Annotated in this window: 9 protein-coding genes; 3 read left to right on the forward strand and 6 right to left on the reverse strand. The window is 56.3% G+C overall.

Translation table 11 applies throughout. The features are described from left to right. The first annotated feature begins 158 nt into the window (after window positions 1-158). Entirely contained in the window at window positions 159-1,523 is a 1,365-nt protein-coding gene (locus tag WCO56_21970) for a hypothetical protein (GenBank protein MEI7732259.1), read from the forward strand. 201 nt (window positions 1,524-1,724) lie between these two features. Here the strand turns inward: WCO56_21970 and selB are convergent, their stop codons facing one another. Genes selB through corA form a run of 4 tightly spaced genes read right to left on the reverse strand, consistent with a single transcriptional unit; the run spans window position 1,725 to window position 7,158 of the window. Further along, window positions 1,725-3,683: a selenocysteine-specific translation elongation factor gene (gene selB / locus WCO56_21975; protein MEI7732260.1), complete on the reverse strand. Its 1,959-nt coding sequence runs from the start codon at window positions 3,681-3,683 to the stop codon at window positions 1,725-1,727. Window positions 3,684-3,716: 33 nt separating this feature from the next. Further along, complete coding sequence (locus WCO56_21980; protein MEI7732261.1) at window positions 3,717-4,871, reverse strand: hypothetical protein; 1,155 nt, start codon at window positions 4,869-4,871, stop codon at window positions 3,717-3,719. Next, window positions 4,868-6,109: an ATP-binding protein gene (locus WCO56_21985; protein MEI7732262.1), complete on the reverse strand. Its 1,242-nt coding sequence runs from the start codon at window positions 6,107-6,109 to the stop codon at window positions 4,868-4,870. The genes WCO56_21980 and WCO56_21985 overlap by 4 nt, the downstream gene beginning before the upstream one ends. A gap of 50 nt (window positions 6,110-6,159) precedes the next feature. Continuing rightward, on the reverse strand, window positions 6,160-7,158 hold the full coding sequence (gene corA, locus WCO56_21990) for a magnesium/cobalt transporter CorA (protein ID MEI7732263.1): 999 nt from the start codon (window positions 7,156-7,158) through the stop codon (window positions 6,160-6,162). A 256-nt stretch (window positions 7,159-7,414) separates the two neighbouring features. Here corA and WCO56_21995 point away from each other — a divergent pair, with 256 nt between their 5' ends. Both WCO56_21995 and WCO56_22000 read left to right on the forward strand, forming a co-directional pair. Next, complete coding sequence (locus tag WCO56_21995; protein ID MEI7732264.1) at window positions 7,415-16,531, forward strand: immunoglobulin domain-containing protein; 9,117 nt, start codon at window positions 7,415-7,417, stop codon at window positions 16,529-16,531. Window positions 16,532-16,751: 220 nt separating this feature from the next. Next, window positions 16,752-16,937: a hypothetical protein gene (locus WCO56_22000; GenBank protein MEI7732265.1), complete on the forward strand. Its 186-nt coding sequence runs from the start codon at window positions 16,752-16,754 to the stop codon at window positions 16,935-16,937. Between the two features lie 200 nt (window positions 16,938-17,137). On the opposite strand, the gene WCO56_22005 is transcribed toward WCO56_22000, so the two are convergent. Together WCO56_22005 and WCO56_22010 are read right to left on the reverse strand one after the other, a co-directional pair. Next, entirely contained in the window at window positions 17,138-18,187 is a 1,050-nt protein-coding gene (locus tag WCO56_22005; GenBank protein MEI7732266.1) for a carbohydrate kinase family protein, read from the reverse strand. Window positions 18,188-18,543: 356 nt separating this feature from the next. Then, window positions 18,544-20,025, reverse strand: coding sequence for a Gfo/Idh/MocA family oxidoreductase (locus WCO56_22010; protein ID MEI7732267.1), 1,482 nt, complete (start codon window positions 20,023-20,025; stop codon window positions 18,544-18,546). Between the last annotated feature and the right edge of the window lie 166 nt (window positions 20,026-20,191).

Genomic DNA, 20,191 nt, shown 5'->3' on the forward strand with positions numbered 1-20,191 from the left:
AAATACCTGTTTCTACAGGCGGTTTAATTTTGGGTTACTCTCCGGTCACACACCCCAACCCAAAAGCGGGCATTTCAGACGCTTGACTAAACAGCCAAACCAGACCAAGGTCATTGTTGGCCCGTGTGAAAGGAAACTTAATGAAAAATTTGCCACGGATGTTTTTGGTATTAGCAGTTGGGACGCTGACAGTTGGGTTATTGCCCGGCTGCAAGCCGTCGGCCCATGTGCCGGACCAAACCCTGGTGCTGGCGCCGCCAGCACCACCCGATGATTCGAGGCAGGGGACTAACCTCGCCACTCCCCCCAAGGATGCGATTGTATTTGATCTAAAGTACTTAGTTCAAAGGGGTGGAGCGAATGAAATCTCTTACCATTCCTATTGGGGATTTGGGTCTTCCCAAGAGGAGGCAAACAAGCAGCCGTTCATCCAAGCCGTGCAAAAACGAGTTGGCAAGATCAGCTATGTGAACAATGGTGCGCTCAAAGGCCGCGAATGGTCGGCTCTGGAACTCGATGGCAAAAAGATTTTAGCGCTCTATTTTGATGTGAATGGCGATGGCAAGCTCTCGGATAACGAGCGCCTGCTGCCAAATAAAATTGTGGATGGTGACGGTGCCATGTTTATCACGCCAGATTTCACCACCACCCTGCCGGATGGCAGGCAGGTTCTGTTTCGGGCACTGTTGGAGGCACGGTTCTACTCGGGGAATTCTGAACCCAACTGCATGTGGAGTCCGGCCTGCCTGTTGAGTGGAACGTCCACCATCAATGGCAAACCCGCCCAGTTATTGCTGTTCGCCAACGGCTTCAGTGGGGAGTTTTCCCGCTATGGATCGTGCAGCCACGCCATCCTGCTGGGCGAAAAAGTCTTAAAAACTGAGTACGTGCCACGGGAAACGCTGAGCAGCCTGATTCACTGCGAGGATCAATTCTACCATTTGCAATTCGATGGCCAACGGGCCAGCGGCCATCCGGCCCGGGCAATTTTGACGCGGGATGCCAATCCTACCGGAAGCCTTGTCCCAAAGCTGTTGACCGCCAAGCCCGTTGAGACCACGTTTAATAATCTGTATATCCAGGGGGCGGAGGACAAGACGATCTATTTTAACCTGCGGAATGCCAAGGAAAAATTACCCAAGGGTGCCTATGTCATCCAACGCGGATACTTCAGTTTTGGCCCTGCGAGCGGGCTGATGTACGAGGCGAATTTTACGCAAGGCCCAAAAGTGAGCGTGGCAGCGGATAAACCGACCGAAGTGGTCCTGGGTGAACCCACTCTGGTAGTCCGGGCGATCAAGGAGAGTGAACGTTATGCTCAAAGTCCAACCAATACCACCGTGTTCAAGAAAGGGACCCGGCTTTATTTCGAACCGCAGATTGTTGGCCGGAACAAGGAACTTTTCAGCGGCTTTAAAAATCGGAAAACGGACAAGGATAACTGGGTAAATACTCCGCCCCAGGTCACCATCACCGGACCGGATGGCAAGGTATTGCTCACGAAAACCATGGAGTATGGCTGAGGTGGCACCTGCGGAGTCTCATGGGGAGACTCAAAAACTTCGGCTGGACAATACACGATCCAGATGACGCAAGAAACCGGTCCCTTTGCCGGCCCAATCTCCGGCAAGCTCACGCTGACCATTCAGTAGCCGTGCCTGTTCTTAATCCTATTACGGAACCACTGGTAATTAATCTGGAAACCGATTCCGATTTTCGGCAGTTCAAGTAGTGTTCTCCATCCGCTTCCTGGCTTCCACGCCGGGAGTGCGATCATGACCGTTGCGGACGGTGTAGCGGATTTTATCGAGATAATCCACCAGCGGCACGGCGTATTTACGGCTGACGGCCAGTTCGTCCCGGAACTGCATGGTGGTAAAGGAGCGCGCCTTGCCAAAGAGGCGCAGTGCCGCTTGTTTGGCGGTTTCAATGGCGTCGCGATGCATGAAAAGGCGATCCTCCAGGCGGATCAACACGCCGCGCTCCACCAGCAATCGGATCATCTTGTCCACCCGCTCGGGAGTATCCTTCAATGCCAGGGCCAGCTCGGCTGGCGCAGGGCTGATCCAGCCTGCCTTTTGGTACGCCGCTGAAATTTGATCGCACAAATGCTGATCGCGGTCGGATAACCGCGCGCTCCAGCCGGCACGGGCGAACACCGTTCCGTTGCGCTCCAATTGTTTTGCCGCCAGCAAGGCGTTCAACGCCAGTTCACACACCTCCGGCTGGCCCGCCGCCTGGGGAAGCAGTTCCTCCCGGCTTACCCCGGCGCGCTGCGGGTTCGCCGCATGAAAGGTCTGGATGGCAGCCAGAATTTTAACCGCCGCTTGCCGCGCCACCTCCCTGTGAACCAGACGTCCGCCGACGGTTCGGAGCAAACGCCCTTCCGCACAGAGGCGCTCCACCAACGGCGTCACCTCCTCCGGGCGCAGAAAACATTGGGCTGGCAATTCTGTGGCGGCCAGCGGCGCTTCGGACTCGCGAACCATCAATTCGCACCAGTGCGCTGGGTTATCCAAAGCATCCCGGCGTGCAGCCAAGGCGTCCAGTGTCCATTGTTTTTTGCGGCGCAGACGAATATTGCTGGTGCCCAGGATGCGCCCGCCACCAATGGTGGTCAGTCCGCTTTGGCCGGGCCCGGTGAGATTCGCACGTATGACGAATCGGTCGCCTGCCGCCAACGGCAGCGGCTCGGCAGTACGCAATTGGACCATCTGCCGCTGGCCGGCCACCATTTCGGTACGCTCCAGCATCGCCACGCGCGCCTGCACCGATGCCGTGCCGACGTGCAAGTGGACTTCCAGATAATCTTCGATCGTGCCGGGAACCGCCTCCAGTATCCGCAGCTCCCCCTCGGCCATGGTGACGGGTGTCACGCGCTCGGCGGCACTCAATACCATGCCGCGCCGGACGGCCAGGTGATCCAGCTCCGGCATATTCAGCGCCACGCATTCCCCGGCGCGCCCCTCGTTGGCTTCCTCCCCGTACACCTGCATCCGCCGCACGTGTCCGGGCAAACCTGCCGGCCACAAGGTGGCCGCATCCCCCGCCCGGACCCGGCCACTGACCGGGATGCCGGTGACTACCGTGCCAGAGCCGCGAATCGTGAATACATCCTCCACCCAAAGGCGAAATATCCCGGCGCTCGACCGATCTTCGCAATGCTGCACCACTTCATTCAGCGTATCGAAAAAAACATCAAATCCTTCCCCCGTGATATTGGAAATGGGGCAGATGGGCGCTTCCGCTAGAAACGTGCCGGTCAGCAACCGGTGCAACTCGCTGATGACAAAACTGCGGCGCGCGGCATCCACCAAGTCCACTTTGGTCAATGCCACCAACCCATGGCGCAACCCCATCAAGGTTAGGATATGCAGATGCTCATGAGTCTGCGGCATAATGCCGTCATCCGCCGCCACCACGAAGATTACGACATCAATCCCGTGCGCCCCCGCCACCATGTTGCGGATAAAATCCACGTGTCCCGGCACATCCACCACACCCACCACCCGATCATCCGCCAGCCGACACGGGGCGAACCCGATATCCATTGTCAACCCACGCTGCTTCTCCTCGGCCAGGGTATCGGTGTCGCACCCGGTCAACAATTTGACCAGTGCCGTTTTGCCGTGGTCCACATGCCCGGCGGTGCCGAGCATGATATTTTTTCTCTGACTACTCATGATTCGTTCCGTCTGTTGATGCTCTGGAAATGGTTACCGTGGCGAACCCAAATCAAACGACCCGGTGATCAGCCTGACCAGGTTGATTTCCGCCGGGCTGAGCCCGGCTTGATCAGGGTTGACTGAAAAAGCACAAAACCATTGGTCTTTGACCGGTTGGTAATGCAATTCATTCATCAAGCGTTGTTCCAGATCATCCATGTGGGCGGCACCATAGAAGATGGCCACGGACTTGGGTGGTGCCCGGCTGGCTAGCGCCCCTTGCAGATCCAGCAGCACCACTTTGTTACGTTCCCGAATCAACGCCCGCATCAGTTGTTGCATACCGGGCGGAAGCCCCTTTGTGTTGGATAAATCCCCTTCCACACTGCCCAGTGTTTCAATCAGGGCCAGACGCATCATGGCGCGCGCATGAGGGTTGCCCCCAATCCAGCGCATTCCCACATTCAGCAGGGCGCTGGTCAGGGTGCCGCCCTGCATCAGGGAAAGGAGATTGTCGAATTCTTGCAGCGCCTCGGCGGAACCAGTCTCCTGGATCACGCGCTGGAGTTGGGGCACCGTAAGGTCGCTGTTTTTGAAATGCGCACGCGCATAATCAATCGCCTCGAGTTGGAAAACGAGGCCCAGGGAATCCGCCATGACCGTTTGCAGCGAATCATCCGTCTCGCGTCCGCCCTCGGATTTGGCGGGGCGTCCACCGATACCTTCAAACAACACAAGCGGTTGTTGGTCCAAAAACTGTTGCAGGGCGGCAAAATAATTAGTGTCACCCACATGTGCCACGCCCACCAGCCAGACGACAGCACCCTGCCTGTGCGGATCGCAAAATTGTCGTGCGACGACCTGCAATGCCACCACGCCATCGTGGGTCCGCTGCACGCGCAAATAGGGGGCCGGTGCGACGATGGGCGAATCGCCGGCAGGCGAGGGCCGGGAGGCGCAGCCAGTGAAGAGCCATGAAATGGCCAGATAGGATAAAAGCCATCTTGTTACCGCTTCCAGAGCTGGAGTGAAAGGAAGCGGAAATGCCGGGCGGGGCGAGAATCGTGAATGATGGGGGAATATTGTAAATTGCAAATTGATAATGGATAATTTAGAATTGGCCTCTCTGTCATGCGGAGTTTGTTCGCGCAGCCGGTCATCGCCCGCCCCGCGAGCGGCATCAGGGGTGGTCGTTCCTTGCATCATTCGTGGGAGGGCGCTTCCAGCAGGCGGGGCTGACGCTGTTGCAACGGCAAAAACACGCGGAACACTGTTCCCTGGCCTACATGGCTCTCCAATTCAATCCGTCCGCCGTGATCCCGCACGATCCGCTGCACAATCATCAACCCCAAGCCGCTCCCTTTTTTCTTGGTGGTGTAGAATGGCTCGAAGATGCGGTTCATTTGATCCTGCGGAATACCGCAACCGGTGTCCGCAACTTCAATCCAGACTGAATCCGACGTTTCCCCGGTGGCCAGAGTTAATACCCCGTCCTTGGTCATGGCGTGCATGGCGTTCTTAATCAGGTTGACCAGCACCTGTTTGATCTGCCCCGCATCCATCGGTGCGGAGGTCTGGCGGCGCGCCAATTGATGTTTCACCACGAGATTGCGGTTATCCAATTCCGGTTGCAGCAAATCCAGCGTGGCTTTGACCACCTCGTTCAACGAGGCCATCTGCATCTGTGGCTGGCTGGGCCGGATGGCCTGGAGAAACTGGGTGATGATGTAATCCAGCCGGGCAATCTCGCCCTTGGAAACATCGAGATACTTGGACAACTTATGAATGGTTTCCCGCTCCGGTTGAGCGGAAAGAGGCGTGCGCGCGCGCCCCCCCGATCGTTTCGGCTCCGCCGTGGGTACGATGAGTTTGCGCAATTCGCGCTCCATCAGTTGCAGGTGAATATGCAGGGCGTTCAGCGGGTTGCCAATCTCATGGGCGACGCTGGCCGCCAGCAGGGTGAGCGCCTGGATGCGCTCGCTCTCAATGGCTTCGTTCGTTTTTTGGCGTGCCTCCGTGGCGTCATGCACGATCAACGCCATTCCAGAACTGCCAATTTCATCCCCATCCAGGGGCGCGGCGTAGAGGCGCAAAAAACGCGACCGGGGATAACTCACTTCAAATTCATGACGCACCACCCGGGTGCCGCCGGCGGCATCCAAGCTGGCCAGCTTGGCCAGATCAATCTCCGGCAGGATGCGCGATAAACTTTCCCCCTCCATGCCGGCTTGCAATCCCAGTAAACGGGTGACCGCCTGGTTGAAATAGATGACCCGCCCCCCCTCGTCCACCACCAGCACCCCATCCTCGATGGTGTTAAACAGGGTCTCCAGGAAGGTGCGTTCGCGCGCCAGCCGTTGGACGACGGTTTGCAGACCTTCCCGGTCCAGCCGCCCGATGCGGCCGAGAACTTTGTCAAGAAAACTGGATTTAGGAGCAGGCACAGGATGATAAATTGCTTTTTCTAGTGGTTGTCAGGATCATTTCTCCCGCGCTAGAGCCATCGTTTCTTTTTGAAATACCAGTAGGTTAGGAATGTGGAAACAGCCATGACACTGGCAGCCATGGGATATCCCCACGACCGCTTCAGTTCAGGCATGCCTTCAAAGTTCATCCCGTACCAAGTGCCCACCATCATCAGCGGAGTGGTAATGACGGTGATCATCGTAAGCAACTTGACCACCTCACTGGTCTGGTTGGCGGATACGCTGAGATGCAACTGCAATATGTTGGTCAAGGTGTCGTCATAGGACTGCGCCATTTCATTGATGCGGAATAGCGCATCATACAAATCCCGGTAATACGGCACCATGCGTGGCCGGATAAGCTGAAAGTCACCATGGGAAAATCGGGCCAGCACCTCGCGTTGCGGGCCAATGATCTGCCGCAGATGCAGGACTTCCTTTTTCAACTGGTTGATCCGGCTTAAAATCCTGGCTTCAGGACGAGCCAACACCTCTTGTTCCGTCTGGGAGATTTCCAGCGACAAGGACTCCAGCGCAGGTTTGTAATTCTCGATCAGTTCATCGAGCAGGGAATGTGCCACCCGGTCGGGTGCCCGGGCGATATGTGCATTACTGCGCACGCACCGCTCCGCGACGGTTTGCACACTGCGCAGTGATGTCTCATGGCAGGTCACCAGGAAGTTCTTCCCGAGGAAGAAATCGAGTTCCTTGGTGGCAAACACTCCATCCTTGCGGCTATAATCCACCGCATGGATCACCATGAACATGTACGGCGTGAATCGGTCGTCCTCCTTGGGAAAATATTCCTCCACCTTTGGGGTCAGACTGGTCGTTACACAATCCTCAATGGACAAAGGATGAAAATGAAACGTATTCTCCAAGGTTAGGGAAACCTCCTCCGGTGTCGCAGCCTCCAAGTCCACCCACAGGAAAAGCGTGGTATCCGCCAGCAACGTCGGCATCAGGAACGGTTCCAAATCCTGACTGTGCAGGCGGCCCTGGGTGGTAAATGCAAAAGACCGAATCATGGCCGATAACTGGATCTACTCTAGGAGCCTGGTGTCATAACGCAAGCTGGAAACCCACTCGCAAGGGACATTTTTCACGATGCTGAATGATCCAGCCGGACCAATCGGCGGCGGCCCACGCTCCGGTTCCGGCTATCCCCCCGCTAAAATAAGCTCAGTTTAATCACACTTTCGCCTTGCTTGTTACCCGGCAACTTGTTATGTGCAACCGAATAATTGAAGCATTGAACGAAATCAATTTGGAATAGTGTATTGCATGAACAAATTCATCCATGTATTTGCGGGCTCTTTGCTATTGTGTGCTGACAGTGCGTTCAGCCAGCCAGCTCCTGTGATTGGCCGTCAACCTCAGAGTTTGACGGCCCCCATCGGGGCCAGTGTGAGCTTTGCCACGGTCACCTCGAAAGGCACGGCGGTGTCCTTCCAGTGGTACGTGCAGGGGGGCAACGCCATTGCCGGGGCCACGAACGCCACACTGGTGTTGCCTGGCGTCCAGCCCACCGACGCCGGGGGCTACTATGTAGTCGCGCAAAATGCCGCCGGAACTGCCACCAGCGCGGTGGCCACGTTGACCATCCCGGCGCGTGAACTGGTTTTCCAGACCAGTGCGGGCGGCAACAATGACATCTGGAAAATGCAAGCAGATGGTTCCGCCCGCCAGCAACTCACCACGAATGCCGCCGACGAACTTAACCCCATGGTCTCGCCTGACGGCCAGTCCATTGCTTATCTGCGGGTGGCAGGCACCAATCGCAATATATATGTGATGAATGCGAACGGCACCGGCAGCCAGTTGGTACGTTCGTTCAGCGACGCCGAGTTTGCCGGTCTGCAAGGGTGGTTGCCAGATGGAAACAGCCTGCTGGTACAGAAACACCCCGCTGGCCAGCCTCTCCCCGGCAGCGTTTATGCCTATAATCTGGGCGGCACCAACGAGACGCTTTTCCTTGATCCTGCCCTGGTTGGCCAAAGCAATGTTCTGGGAATCAGCTTCTCACGGTTGGGTAACAAGCTTGTTTGGATTGCCGAAGATGGCTCGACCAACCACATCGCTAAGCTGTATGCGGCAGATTACAGTGCTGGCAATTTAGTCACCAGTTCTGTAACCCAAATTACCTTTGCCACCAACGTTTACGGCAACGCGTTTTTCTCACCGGATGCGTCCAAAGTTGTGTTCGCGAGTAAAACTCAATCGGGCTCAGGACTTTTGCAGACAGTAGTTGCCGATCTGGCCGGTACCAGCCAGATACTCATCGCCAATCCGGCACAAGCTTTGGTTCCTTCCGCATGGACGCCCGCAGACAAAATCCTCCTGTCTGGCAAATGGGATCTGACCAACGGCAGCAGCCAAATTTGGAGTGTTAATCCCGACGGCACCAGCCTTAACAATCTGTCCAACAATGGCTTCGATGAAGCAAATGCCCAATGGCTGACACCTTGGAGCTTTAATCCGCAAGCCGCGCAAATTACCTCTGGTCCAGCACCACAAACCGCCTATACTGGCAGCAATGCTCAATTTACGGTGTTGGCCACCGGCACCGGTGCATTGAGCTACCAATGGTATTATGCAGGTCTGCCCTTGACGGACGCAACCAACGCCACGCTATCGCTGGTGAACGTGCAGTTTGGGCAAAGCGGAGAATACCTCGTGGTGGTCGCCAATGCGTATGGCGTCGCCGCCAGCCAACCGGTGTTATTGACGGTGCAAGCCCCGCCACAACTCGTTATCGCACCGGCCAGCCAGCTCGCCTATGTTGGCACCAACGCCTCCCTTTCGGCATTGGTCAGCGGTAGTGCCCCGCTAAGCTACCAATGGTGGTTTAATGGAAGCCCGTTGACCGGCGGAACCAATGCGACGTTGTCCCTGAACAATTTGCAGTTGTTGCAGGCAGGCAGTTACCAGGTCATCGTGTCCAATCCCTTTGGTGCAATCACGAGCGCCCCCGTCACCATGACGGTGCGAACCCCGACCCGCATCGTTTTCCAGTCCAACCGTAGCGGTAACTATCACCTCTGGGTAGTCAATGAAGACGGAAGTGGGCTGCAACAATTGACCACGAGTTCGGACAATGAAATCAACCCCTTGGTTTCACCCGACAACCGATTTATCGCCTTCACCCGGATGGTGTCCGGTGGATTTGAAATTCACGTCATCAACGCCGACGGATCGAATGACCGTCTCATCAAATCGGTGACGACTCCGCACGGTGGCGGTGCACAGGCATGGACGACGGATGGCAGTGCATTGATCACCATTTGGAACGATCCGCTCTGCTACATCAAGGCGCATCGCATTGGTTTGGATGGCACGGAGACTGGTATCTGGCTTGACCCGGCGGTCGTTGGTAAAGGCGCCGTTACTTCCCTGGCCATCTCCCCCCGCGGCGACCAAGTCGCCTTTTCCGCACAGGTGGGATGCTGGGCTCCCGACACCGAGCTTTATCTGGGCATGTCTTCCCTTGGTGGGGTGTTGACCAATTCTGTGTCGCAGCTCACCAGCAACGCAATGGTGGACCTGAACCCGGCGTTTTCCTGGGACGGCCAAAATTTGGCTTATGACTCATCCGACACTAATGGAACGCACAGCCTGTATGTCAGGAATCTGATCAACCACACCGTTACCAATCTGGCTGGCCAGCTTTTCTCAGCGGAAACCGCTGCTTGGGTGCCGGATGGCCGCCTGCTATTCGCCGGTCGCGCCAACAACAACGCGGCTCAGAACATCTGGCTCATGCAGGGAGACGGCACTGGAATGATCCAGCTTACCTCTGGTAATTACGACGAAAGCCAGCCTCGTTGGTTGCCAGGTGTTGGCGGTGTCGCGCCCGTGATCATTGGCCAGCCGGCGTTCGGTCAACCGGGCGTGGCGGGCAGCAACGTCACAGTGTCGGTTGAACTCGCCAGTGCCACCAGCCTGCCGGTAATTTATCAATGGTTCCTGAATGGCACGGCGATTGCCGGTGCCACCAACAGCACCCTCATCCTCTCTGCGGTGACCAATACGCAGGCTGGAGTGTATTACGTCGCAGTCACGAACGCGTTTGGCACCGCCACTAGCGCCACCACCACCCTGTCCGTCATTGATCCGCCGGTCATCACCCGGACACCAACGGATCAGACTGTGGGTTTGGGTTCCTCGGTGAGTTTCTTGGTGGCAGTCACCGGAACCGGCCCAATGCACTATCAATGGCTGCAACGTGGAATCGCCATCCCGAATGCCACGAATCCAGTGCTGGCAATCCCCAGTGTGCAGCTCTCAGACATGGGCCCGTACATGGTCGTCATCAGCAACGACTATAGCGCCATCAGTGCATCCGCTCTTCTGACGGTCACCGAGCTTCCCACTATTTCAACGCAGCCTCAAAGTCAGGGAGCAATCCTTGGCGGCAGCGCGACTTTCTCGGTTGAAGCCTTTGGTGCCATTCCGTTGCAGTTCCAATGGCTGTTCAATGGCCTGCCGTTGTTGGGGGAAAACGCCGCCACGCTCATCATGGACAAACTTACCGCCAATAATCTGGGCAGTTATTCGGTAATCGTGGGAAACACCTTCGGCTCCGTGACCAGCTCGGTGGTCATGCTCTCTGCTGTTACGCGCCCCGTGATCACTGCCCCGCCGCAGGCAGTCGTAGTCAATGCTGGAGGCCCCGCCGCCTTCACAGTCATCGCCAACGGTGGGCTGTTGCATTATCAATGGCGCAAAGACGGAACCGATCTTCCCGGTGCCATGGCTGCCACGCTCACCCTGAACAACGTTCAAGCGGTGAACGCAGGCAGCTATGCGGTGGTGGTGAGTAATTCGGCCGGCGTTACCGTCAGCAAACCGGTTGATCTGATGCTCAACGGACCAGTCATTTTCACCTTGCAACCGCGCAGTCAGACCATTGCTTCCCACACCACCCTGACGCTGCCGACCAAGGTCACCGGCACCACGCCCGTAAGTTATCAATGGCTATTCAACGGTGCCAACCTGGCTGGCCAGACCAAGGTCACCTTGAGCATCGCCGGCACTACCACTAACCATTCCGGCCTCTATTCAGTCATCGTCAGCAATATCGTTGGCCCGCGCACCAGCGATCTGGCATCGGTCGTGGTCATGGACCAGCCTGCCATCAAAACCCAGCCCAAATCCATCACGCTCCGCGACGGAGATTCAGGCTTATTAACCGTGGTTGCGAGCGGCTCGCCGACCCTCAGCTACGAATGGCGCAAAAACGATGTTGTCATACCCGGTGCCAACACCGCCACATTGTATCTCGATAATGCCGGTGCCGCCGATGCTGGACGATATACTGTGCGAGTGAGCAATTATGTTGGCTCGATGGTCAGTCTGCCGGCGATCGTTACCGTCAAAGCCGCGCCTGTGATCGTGAAGCAGCCGGAAAATCAGGCAAACGTCCTGAAAAATAAAGCCAGTTTCTCGGTTTCCGCTGTCGGCTCCGGCGTCCTCACCTACCAATGGTTCAAAAATGGTGTAAAGCTTGTGAATACCCGCTGGATCACCGGCGTGAATACACCGGTTTTGTCCATCGCCAACCTGCAAGATACTAACGTGGGAAATTATTCCGTAGTTGTCTCCAGCATTTACGGCAAAACCTCCAGTTCGCAAGCGTCGTTGAGCCTACAGGCACTGCTAACCAATCCATTTACGGCGGCCAGTACCACCAAAATTGACCAGGCCGGTGAGATTGCCTTTGACGGCAACAACTTCCTGTTGACCTACCAAAGCGGACCTTCAACCATTGGCGCACAGTTGGTCGCCCAATCCGGCTCTTTACTCGGTAATCCGCTACTGATTAACGTGGGCAAATTGACTGATTATTCCGGACCTTACGTGCAGTATGGCAATGGACAATATTTGTTGGTTTGGTCTGACCTTTCGGCCAACAGCATTTACGGCCAGCGGGTGAACACCAACGGGACGTTACTGGGTGCCCGGTTGACAATTGCCAACGCAAAAGGACACCGGTCGGCGCGCGGTGTTGCCTTTGACGGCGATAATTTTCTGGTGATCTGGGCGGATGCGCGCGCAGGCGCAAACCAATCCACCGTGTATGGACGCTTTGTGACGCAGGATGGCAAGCTTACCGGCTCCGAGCTGCGCCTTGGGGAAGACACTCATTATCAGGAGTTCCCGGCAGTGGCCTTTGGTGGCAGCCATTACTATGTCACTTGGCAAAGTCAGGTTGGCGATCAATTCAATGTATATGGGCGTTTGGTTGAAAAGAATGGGAGTATGGCGCAACCGTTCCAACTAAACCAGTCTGGCTCCGCGAAAGCGAACCCGATGACGCTGGCCTCCGATGGCAACCGATTTTTTGCCTTGTGGAATATCTGGCGTTCAGATCAATCAGCGTGGCTGCTTTACAGTGTCGCCATTTCCCAAGACGGCGCGCCGCTCAGCAGCGAGACTCCCACCGCGACGGATGCCGGCTCCCAAATTCACCCTTTCCTCGCCTCCGACGGCAATAATTATCTGGCCGGGTGGACGCTAATTGATACAACTACCAACCAAAGTCCCAACGCTGCTGCACAGACCTACTGCCAGTATTTCGACCATTCCGGCCTGCCGATCGGCCTTAAATTCCCCGTCTTTGCTCCGCTTGGCACCAACCAGCCATGGAGTGGCAAGGCAAGCTATGGCGTTCAAGATTATCTCGTCAACGCCACCTTGGGATACAGGACGCCCTCCAATTCGCTCCTCAATGGCGATGTGTATGCGCTCTTGGTGCCCAGAATTGGTGCCACCGAAGTCGCACCCGTCATTACCAGTCAACCGCAAAACCTCGATGCCAGCATTAGTGCGGGTGGCAATTTCTGCGTGAATGCCAGCGGTAGCGGATTGCTCGCCTACCAATGGTATAAGGACGGTGTGGCCTTGACGAATAATCTGCGCATTGCGGGGGTGACGGGCTCCTGCCTGACCATCAGCCGCCTGCAAATCACCGATTCCAGCACCAATTACTACGTCGTCATCACCAATCGCGGTGGGTCAGTCACCAGTTACCCGGTCGCCCTGACAGTGCAAGCTGTGGTCACCACCATCGCCGCTCCCAATGCTGTGGAACGGGCCACCGGCTTGGCTTATGACGGACTCAATTACCTCGTGGCTTTCCAGACCAGTCCGTCCGCCTTTGGTCTCCAACTCATGTCGCGCTCGGGCAGTTTAATCAGCAGCGTTATTCCCATGGATCAAGTCACCGGGACCATGGACGGTGATTCCGGTCCGCGCGCGTGCTTCGGCGCTGGACGTTATTTGATCGTCTGGTCCGATGCTCCGACCAACAACCTGTACGGTCAATTCGTCGAACGCAATGGCACGGCCTCGGGACCACAATTTGAAATTGCAACCAACACCGGGAGGCAATTCGCTTCTGGAATCGCCTTTGATGGTGCGAATTTCCTCGTGGTCTGGGCGGACGAACGGAATGGGGCCAATCTGCCAACCGTATTCGGACGCCTCATCAGCGCCAACGGCATCATGCAACCGGAAATGCAACTCGGTGCCAATGGCGTTTACCAGACCTACCCTGCTGTCACGTATGGCAACGGTTGTTTCTTGGTAACCTGGCAGAGCGGCTACACCAATCTGACCATGGATGCGCCCGTGAATGTCATCGGCAGGTTCGTAACCAGCAATCGCATTTCCACCCCGTTCCAAATTAACGAAACCACTTCGCTGCGTTTCAATCCGATGGCCTTGTCCTTTGACGGAAGTAAATTCCTCGCCCTCTGGAACACATGGCAAACGAACACCGCCTGGCAGGTAAATGGCCGGTTTGTCACAACCAACGGCATTGCGATCGGCAACCAGTTTCCCGTCGCCACGGGCACCGGATCGCAAATCCTTCCAGCCGTCGCCTTCGATGGGGTTGATTATCTGATTGCCTGGACGTTGACGTCCCCGGACTTTTCCACCGCGCAAACCTACTTCCAACGTTACAACATCTCCGGCAGTCCGGTTGACGACAAGTTCCAGGTGTTTACGGCACAATCCAACAGCATGCCTTGGGCGGTGAACATGCTATATGACGGGCAGCGTTATCTGGCCACCGTCACTTTGGGGCAATTCGCGACAAATCAAGCCCTGATTAGCGGTGATGTGTATGTCGCATTCATTGATCCTGCCGGCGTGGTTGCGACCCGTCCGGTGATCACCAGTCAGCCTCAATCCCAAACCTTGCGGATCAACACCAACGCCGCTTTCTGCGTTTCTGCGGTGGGAACCGCCCCGATGAGCTATCAATGGTTCAAGGATGGCCTGCGTATTTACGGTGCCACCAATCAATGTATGGTGATTCCCGCTGCAAACACCAACGATCAGGGCAACTACTGGGTTCGGGTGGCCAATGAAGGCGGTTCCGTCACCAGTTCCATCGCCTTTCTGACCATCGAAACACATGCCAGCTTGGTGGTCCAGACCTCCGGCAACGGCTCGGTGTTGCCGCAATCCACCAACACCTTGCTCGACCTGAGTAAGACCTACTCCTTCACTGCCAAACCAGCCCCCGGGTATCTGTTGACCTACTGGACCTTGAACGGTGCCGTGGTGAGTACCAACCAGACCTATACCTTCACCCTCGTTAGCAATTCCAGTTTGACGGCGTATTTCGCCATCAACCCGCAATATGTGGCCAAGGGTGACTATCTGGGTCTCTTCATGCCCGAGCCGACCAATGCCGCCGCCCCTGGCGCCTCGGTCGTACAATTCACCAACTCCGGCCTGTTGAAGCTCACCCTGACGGAGAAAGGCACATTCACGGGCAAGCTGTTGGTTGAAGGAGCCACGTTAAACTTCACGGGTAACTTTGCGCAAAACGGTTGGGCGCAAGTCAATGTGCCGCGCACCGGCAAGTCACCCCTGCAAATGGCCTTGAACCTGTTGCGCTATGATTCGGGAGTGACCGGCACGGTCAGTGACGGCGTGTGGAATTCACGTGCCGAGGCATACCTCAAGGACACGAGCACCAGTAACCAGCTCGCGGGTGCCTATACGCTCGGCCTCAGCCCAAGCGTAAACATCGCAGGCGGAGGCGAAGCCGCCATTACGGTAAGCCGCGCTGGAATCGCGCTGGTGACCGGCACCCTCCCGGAAAGCACCGTGCTCACGTACAGTGCCCCGCTGTCTGTCCAAGGGCTCCTGCCGGTGTATATACCGCTGTATGGTGGCAAAGGCATGTTGATGGGGTGGTTGAACCTTCAGAACCCTCATCCGTTCTTCATGAGTGAGCTTAATTGGCAAAAACCGGTCGCCCCAACCGACAGCTATTACACGAATGGCATTGTGGATGCGCCCTTGGCACAAGTATCGCGTTACGTTACTCCGACCAACGGCAATGTGACCGGCTGGACTTATGGTCAAATATCCTTCCATGGCGGAAATCTGCCGCCAACGAATGCGCTAGGCCAATCTTGGACCGCCTACTTCGTCGTCAGCAATGCTCAAGTCCGAGTCTGGAGTGGCAATCTGAGCAATCTGACTTTGAGCATCAATGCCGCGAGCGGCCAAATCACTGGCTCCTTTACGCATCCTGTCACCCAAAAAACCACCGCCATCAAAGGCATCCTGCACCAGCAAATTTCGTGGTTTGGCATGATGTCCTCCTCGACGTTCGGCGATGGCTGGTTCTTGGGTGCCAACGAAAGTGGCGGGTTCAGCTTATTCAGCTCGGCGGTGGAAGCTCCGCATGACCGTACCCCGAACACCCTCGCCGGGTATTACCTGCAGGTTAACCAACTCGGCGGCACCGGCCAAACCTTGGTGGTCTTTAGCTCGACCAACCGAGGCGCGTTTTCCAGCTCATGGGCTTGGGATACCAATGCCACGCCGTTCTTTTACACGTACCAGAAAACCGGCAGCAATTTGGCCGCCTTGCAAATTACGGCGCCGCATTACAGCAGTTCTTTGGCGCTCGCCTTTGCTGCGACCAATGCCACGGATATCCTGGCTACCGGAGTCGAAATCACCACCCTCCCGTCTGGACAGGTGGTGACCACTACCATCACCAACCAAATATATGTGCTCAGCACGTATGAGACGAACGCGCCAGTTTCTCTGGTATCAACCCAAGGTGGTTGGGGCGTTTACGACCTGCTAACCGGCGGCATTGAAACCCTGAGTTTCTCGTCCGATACGCGCATGGAAATCACTCTGCCCCAGACCCTGAACTCCACCGAAGCCGCCTATTCCTTCGTTCGCACCAGCCCTAATACCGGCATCCTGACCATCAAGAGTTACACCACCCTCCAACTGGATATGATCTTTACGTCCAATTACGATGCGTACGCGACCGGCACCGATTCCGACGGCAACCCTGTGCAATGGCTCATACAATGGAACGGCCCCAGAATACCGCCGATCGTTTATTTGAAGTAATTTTGGTTTCAAGAACCGATGCGGTGCAGCAAAATGGGCTAAAGATATTTAGTTTGCTATAGTATCGCTAAATTTCAAGTAGATTAGCCATCCAAAGGTGGCGTCGTCGTCTTGATATTTTCCGCTGCAGTGAGGGACATGTTTTACCGGCGGTGTTAGCCGAAGACTCATTCTTCTCCATAGCCCCGGAAGAGGCAGCCGGTTTTGCTTCTGCTGAGGGGTGGATGTCGAAATTCCTCCAGCGACTTGGCATGATGCTGCCGCAAGTCTTAAAATAGTTGTGCGATTAATTTCCCAATTGTCCAGCGCCTCTCCCGCCACCGCTGATTTAAAAAGAATTGAACAAATGTTAATTGTCGCAGAAAAAGCTCAGGTGCGCTTCCACATCACCTGCGACATGCGTTAATTACCCTCGCGTTCAATCCGGTCGAGCCGCATTTTTGTAACAGCGGTCCCAACGGGAGCAGACGGGCGGCACGGATTTGTACGCGAGTCCATCGGGGCTGGCTGGTGGAATCAGGTAATGGGGTTGTCACAGTCTTTCCACCAGTGAGGTTGAATGTGAACCCGTTTCAAGGGCACATTTAACCGGTCAAACATGTGTGGTCATAAGTCCGGTTCCAAGGGCGGGCGGATTTTATATTTTTTCGCGAGTGCCAGGCAGGCGGCCAGAGGTTTCATACCTGCCGTGCAGGTGGGATTGGAGAGCGACATGGCGGCGGCGCATACGCCGGTTAACAGGCAACGTTGTAATTCCCAACCTTCATGCAAACCGAATAATACTCCCGCGCAAAAAGCGTCTCCTGCCCCCGCCGTACCGGCGATGTATTTTCCTGGCAGGTTCAGCGAGGATTGCCAGATATCCTCCCCCTTGCGCGTCCGGGCAAAGGCGCCTTCGGGGAAATGGATGATAATGAGTTCGCGCACCCCGTGTTGAAGCAGTGCCCCGGCGGCGTGCCGAAGCGATACCGTATCAATCTTGCCATCCGCCGAGCGGGTCTTGAAGCCCGTCGTCCGGCCCGCTTCGATTTCGTTGAGGATGCAATAGTCGGTGAATTTTAGCGCAGGGGCGACAATGGTTTTAAAGCGGTCACTGTTTTCGCTGACAACATCCACGCTGGTTTTGACGTCGGCCGCTTGGGCGGCGGCGAGGATCCGGGCGGCTTTGGTGCCAAATTTAGCGTCGGGTTCGTCCAGTTTATCCAGCAGCAAGAGATAGCCGAGATGAAAAATCCGGGCCTTGCACCGGGTAAAGTCCATGTCCTTGCCATCCCACAGCGCATTCGCTCCGCGTTGGTGGAAAAAGGTGCGGCGTCCCCCCGTCTTTTCGGTCATGACGTCGGTATAGGAGGTGGGGGCCGCGTCGGTGGTCTTGAGATATTTGGTATCCACCTGGTGTTGCTGGCAATCGGCCAGGATTTTCTCGCCCAGTTTGTCCTGGCCGACCAGACCGGCGGCGGTCAGCGGGAAGGTGGCACCGAGTTTGGCCAGATCGAGCAGCACATTATAGGGCGCTCCTCCAGTGCCCTCGAACTGGCTGCCAATGTTGGCCAGATTCTCCGGCTGCGGGTACGCGTCAATCAGTTTGACCTGGTCAATAATCCAATTCCCACCGGCCAGGAGACCGTTGCGGGCGGATGTTCTTGTTGGTTTCATGAAATATTTTTCCATGATCTTCATCATGGGTCGTTTGATACACGGCCATCCTGGATGCCAGCCTGGTCAATCCAGCGTTAGCCTATGCTTATTGAATAAGTTATACGCTTGAAAAGCAAGCTGAATTTTTACCGTTTTTAAGCCCCGAAAACCAACTATCCCGCACTTTTCACCACCTGCTTGAACCGCTTTCGCTGCGGCAGGCTGAGGATGGGAAGCGTATCAGGTGATGGGGTGTGCTGGAGGTTCAGGAATAAACGGCACGAACACTATCTCGTCCTTGCCCCTGCGGATGTCCTGACAAGCGCAAACCCGGCCAGGGTAGCCGGGTTTGCGCTGAATAATGGGGTTATTGCTCAGGTGGGGATTTCCCAACCTTTGCGGCATGCTCGCCGGACCAAGTGGGAGACGTCCGCGTTTCTCGCTTTGGCAGCCGGGCCGTCCCATTCGATGGGCTTTTTCACTCCGTGCCGCAAGGCGATGCAACCGAGCAGAATGGTTTCCGTGAGGTAAGCAGCCACTTTGAATTTGGAGTACGGCATTTCCGGGTCGTTGCTGCGGATGGCGTCGAGCCATTCTTTGTAGTGGGCCTTGTGGATGCGGGGCAGGCGTTCCGGGATGTTTTTGCCAGCCTCGTGTTTATCGCCCGAGAGGAATTCCTTTTCGTCGTTCATCTTCAGGTAGAACTTGGTGCCGTAATCGTCGGGGGAGAACAGCTTGCCTTTCTCGCCCACCAGCAGACAGCCGCTGCCGGGCAGCCGACCGTCATTCATGTCCAGTACTTCTTTGGTGATGTCCGGGTGCGGGCGGAACGGTTCGACGTCTTTGTAAGCGGGATTGCCGTCATACCAGTAGAACTTGAGCGGCACCATGTCCTCGCGCTGCGGGAACTCGAACCGGATGCGGGCGGAGCGTGGATAGGTTTCCGCTTTCAGCACTTTCACCTCTTCGCACTCGATGATGCTCGGGTAACCCAGCTTCAAGGCGCGGAACGGCATGTTGACGGTGTGGCAGGCCATGTCGCCCAGCGCCCCGGTGCCGAAGTCGGTCCAGCCGCGCCAGGAGAACGGCGCGTAGTAGAAGTTGCGCTTGTTGGGTTTGCCCTTTTTATCGGTTTTACCTGCGTCGGCTTCGGGAATGCTGCCTTTGTATGGGCGGCTCTGGGCCGGGCCCAGCCATAGGTCCCAATCCAAGCCTTCCGGGATGGGATCCGCACCGGCGGGGCGTTCGATGCCTTGGGTTGGCCAGACGGGGCGGTTGGACCACACATGCAGTTCGTGCACTTTGCCGATTACCCCGCCCTGGATGACTTCCACTGCACGGCGCAGTCCGTCTTCCGAACTGCCCTGGTTGCCCATTTGGGTGACCACTTTGGTTTCTGCGGCGATTTTTCCCAGCACCCGCGCTTCATAGACGGTTTGGGTCAGCGGTTTCTGGGTATAAACATGTTTCTTCATCTTCATCGCCATGGCGGTGGCGATGCCGTGATGATGATCGGGCGTGGAAATGGTCACGGCGTCAATGCTCGCCCCCATTTCTTCGAGCATCTTGCGATAATCTTTGAAGCCTTTGGCGTTGGGATACTTCTTCAGGCGCTCATTTAGCCGCATCCCATCCACGTCGCACAAGGCCACGATGTTCTCGGAGGCCACGCCGTCCGTATCGCTGGCACCCTTGCCGCCCGCGCCGATGACGGCGATGTTGATTTTCTTCGCGGCATCTTGCGAGCGCATGAGATACGGCATGGCCAGCAGGGAAGCGCTCGCCAGGGAAGTGGATTTCAGAAACTGACGGCGCGAAGGTTGTGCCGTCCCATAGACTTTAAAGAATTTTTGCATCGTGTTTTATTAGGTCGCTTTGCCGTCATCAACCAGCGAATAGTGCTGGCGCTGACCACAACTTAGGGTTGGACGACAGTGAAGAGGATAAATTCATGGCGACCAGTCAAACATGGCGACCAGTCAAACATGGCGACCAGTCAAACATGGCGACCAGTCAAACATG

Source organism: Verrucomicrobiota bacterium, from assembly GCA_037139415.1.
Taxonomy (GTDB): Bacteria; Verrucomicrobiota; Verrucomicrobiia; order Limisphaerales; family Fontisphaeraceae; genus JBAXGN01.

Coding starts and splice junctions, on each gene's coding strand:
- WCO56_21970 (MEI7732259.1), top strand. CDS start 159: ATGTTTTTGGTATTAGCAGTTGGGACGCTGACAGTTGGGTTATTGCCC.
- selB (MEI7732260.1), bottom strand. CDS start 3,683: ATGAGTAGTCAGAGAAAAAATATCATGCTCGGCACCGCCGGGCATGTG.
- WCO56_21980 (MEI7732261.1), bottom strand. CDS start 4,871: ATGATGCAAGGAACGACCACCCCTGATGCCGCTCGCGGGGCGGGCGAT.
- corA (MEI7732263.1), bottom strand. CDS start 7,158: ATGATTCGGTCTTTTGCATTTACCACCCAGGGCCGCCTGCACAGTCAG.
- WCO56_21995 (MEI7732264.1), top strand. CDS start 7,415: ATGAACAAATTCATCCATGTATTTGCGGGCTCTTTGCTATTGTGTGCT.
- WCO56_22005 (MEI7732266.1), bottom strand. CDS start 18,187: ATGAAACCAACAAGAACATCCGCCCGCAACGGTCTCCTGGCCGGTGGG.
- WCO56_22010 (MEI7732267.1), bottom strand. CDS start 20,025: ATGCAAAAATTCTTTAAAGTCTATGGGACGGCACAACCTTCGCGCCGT.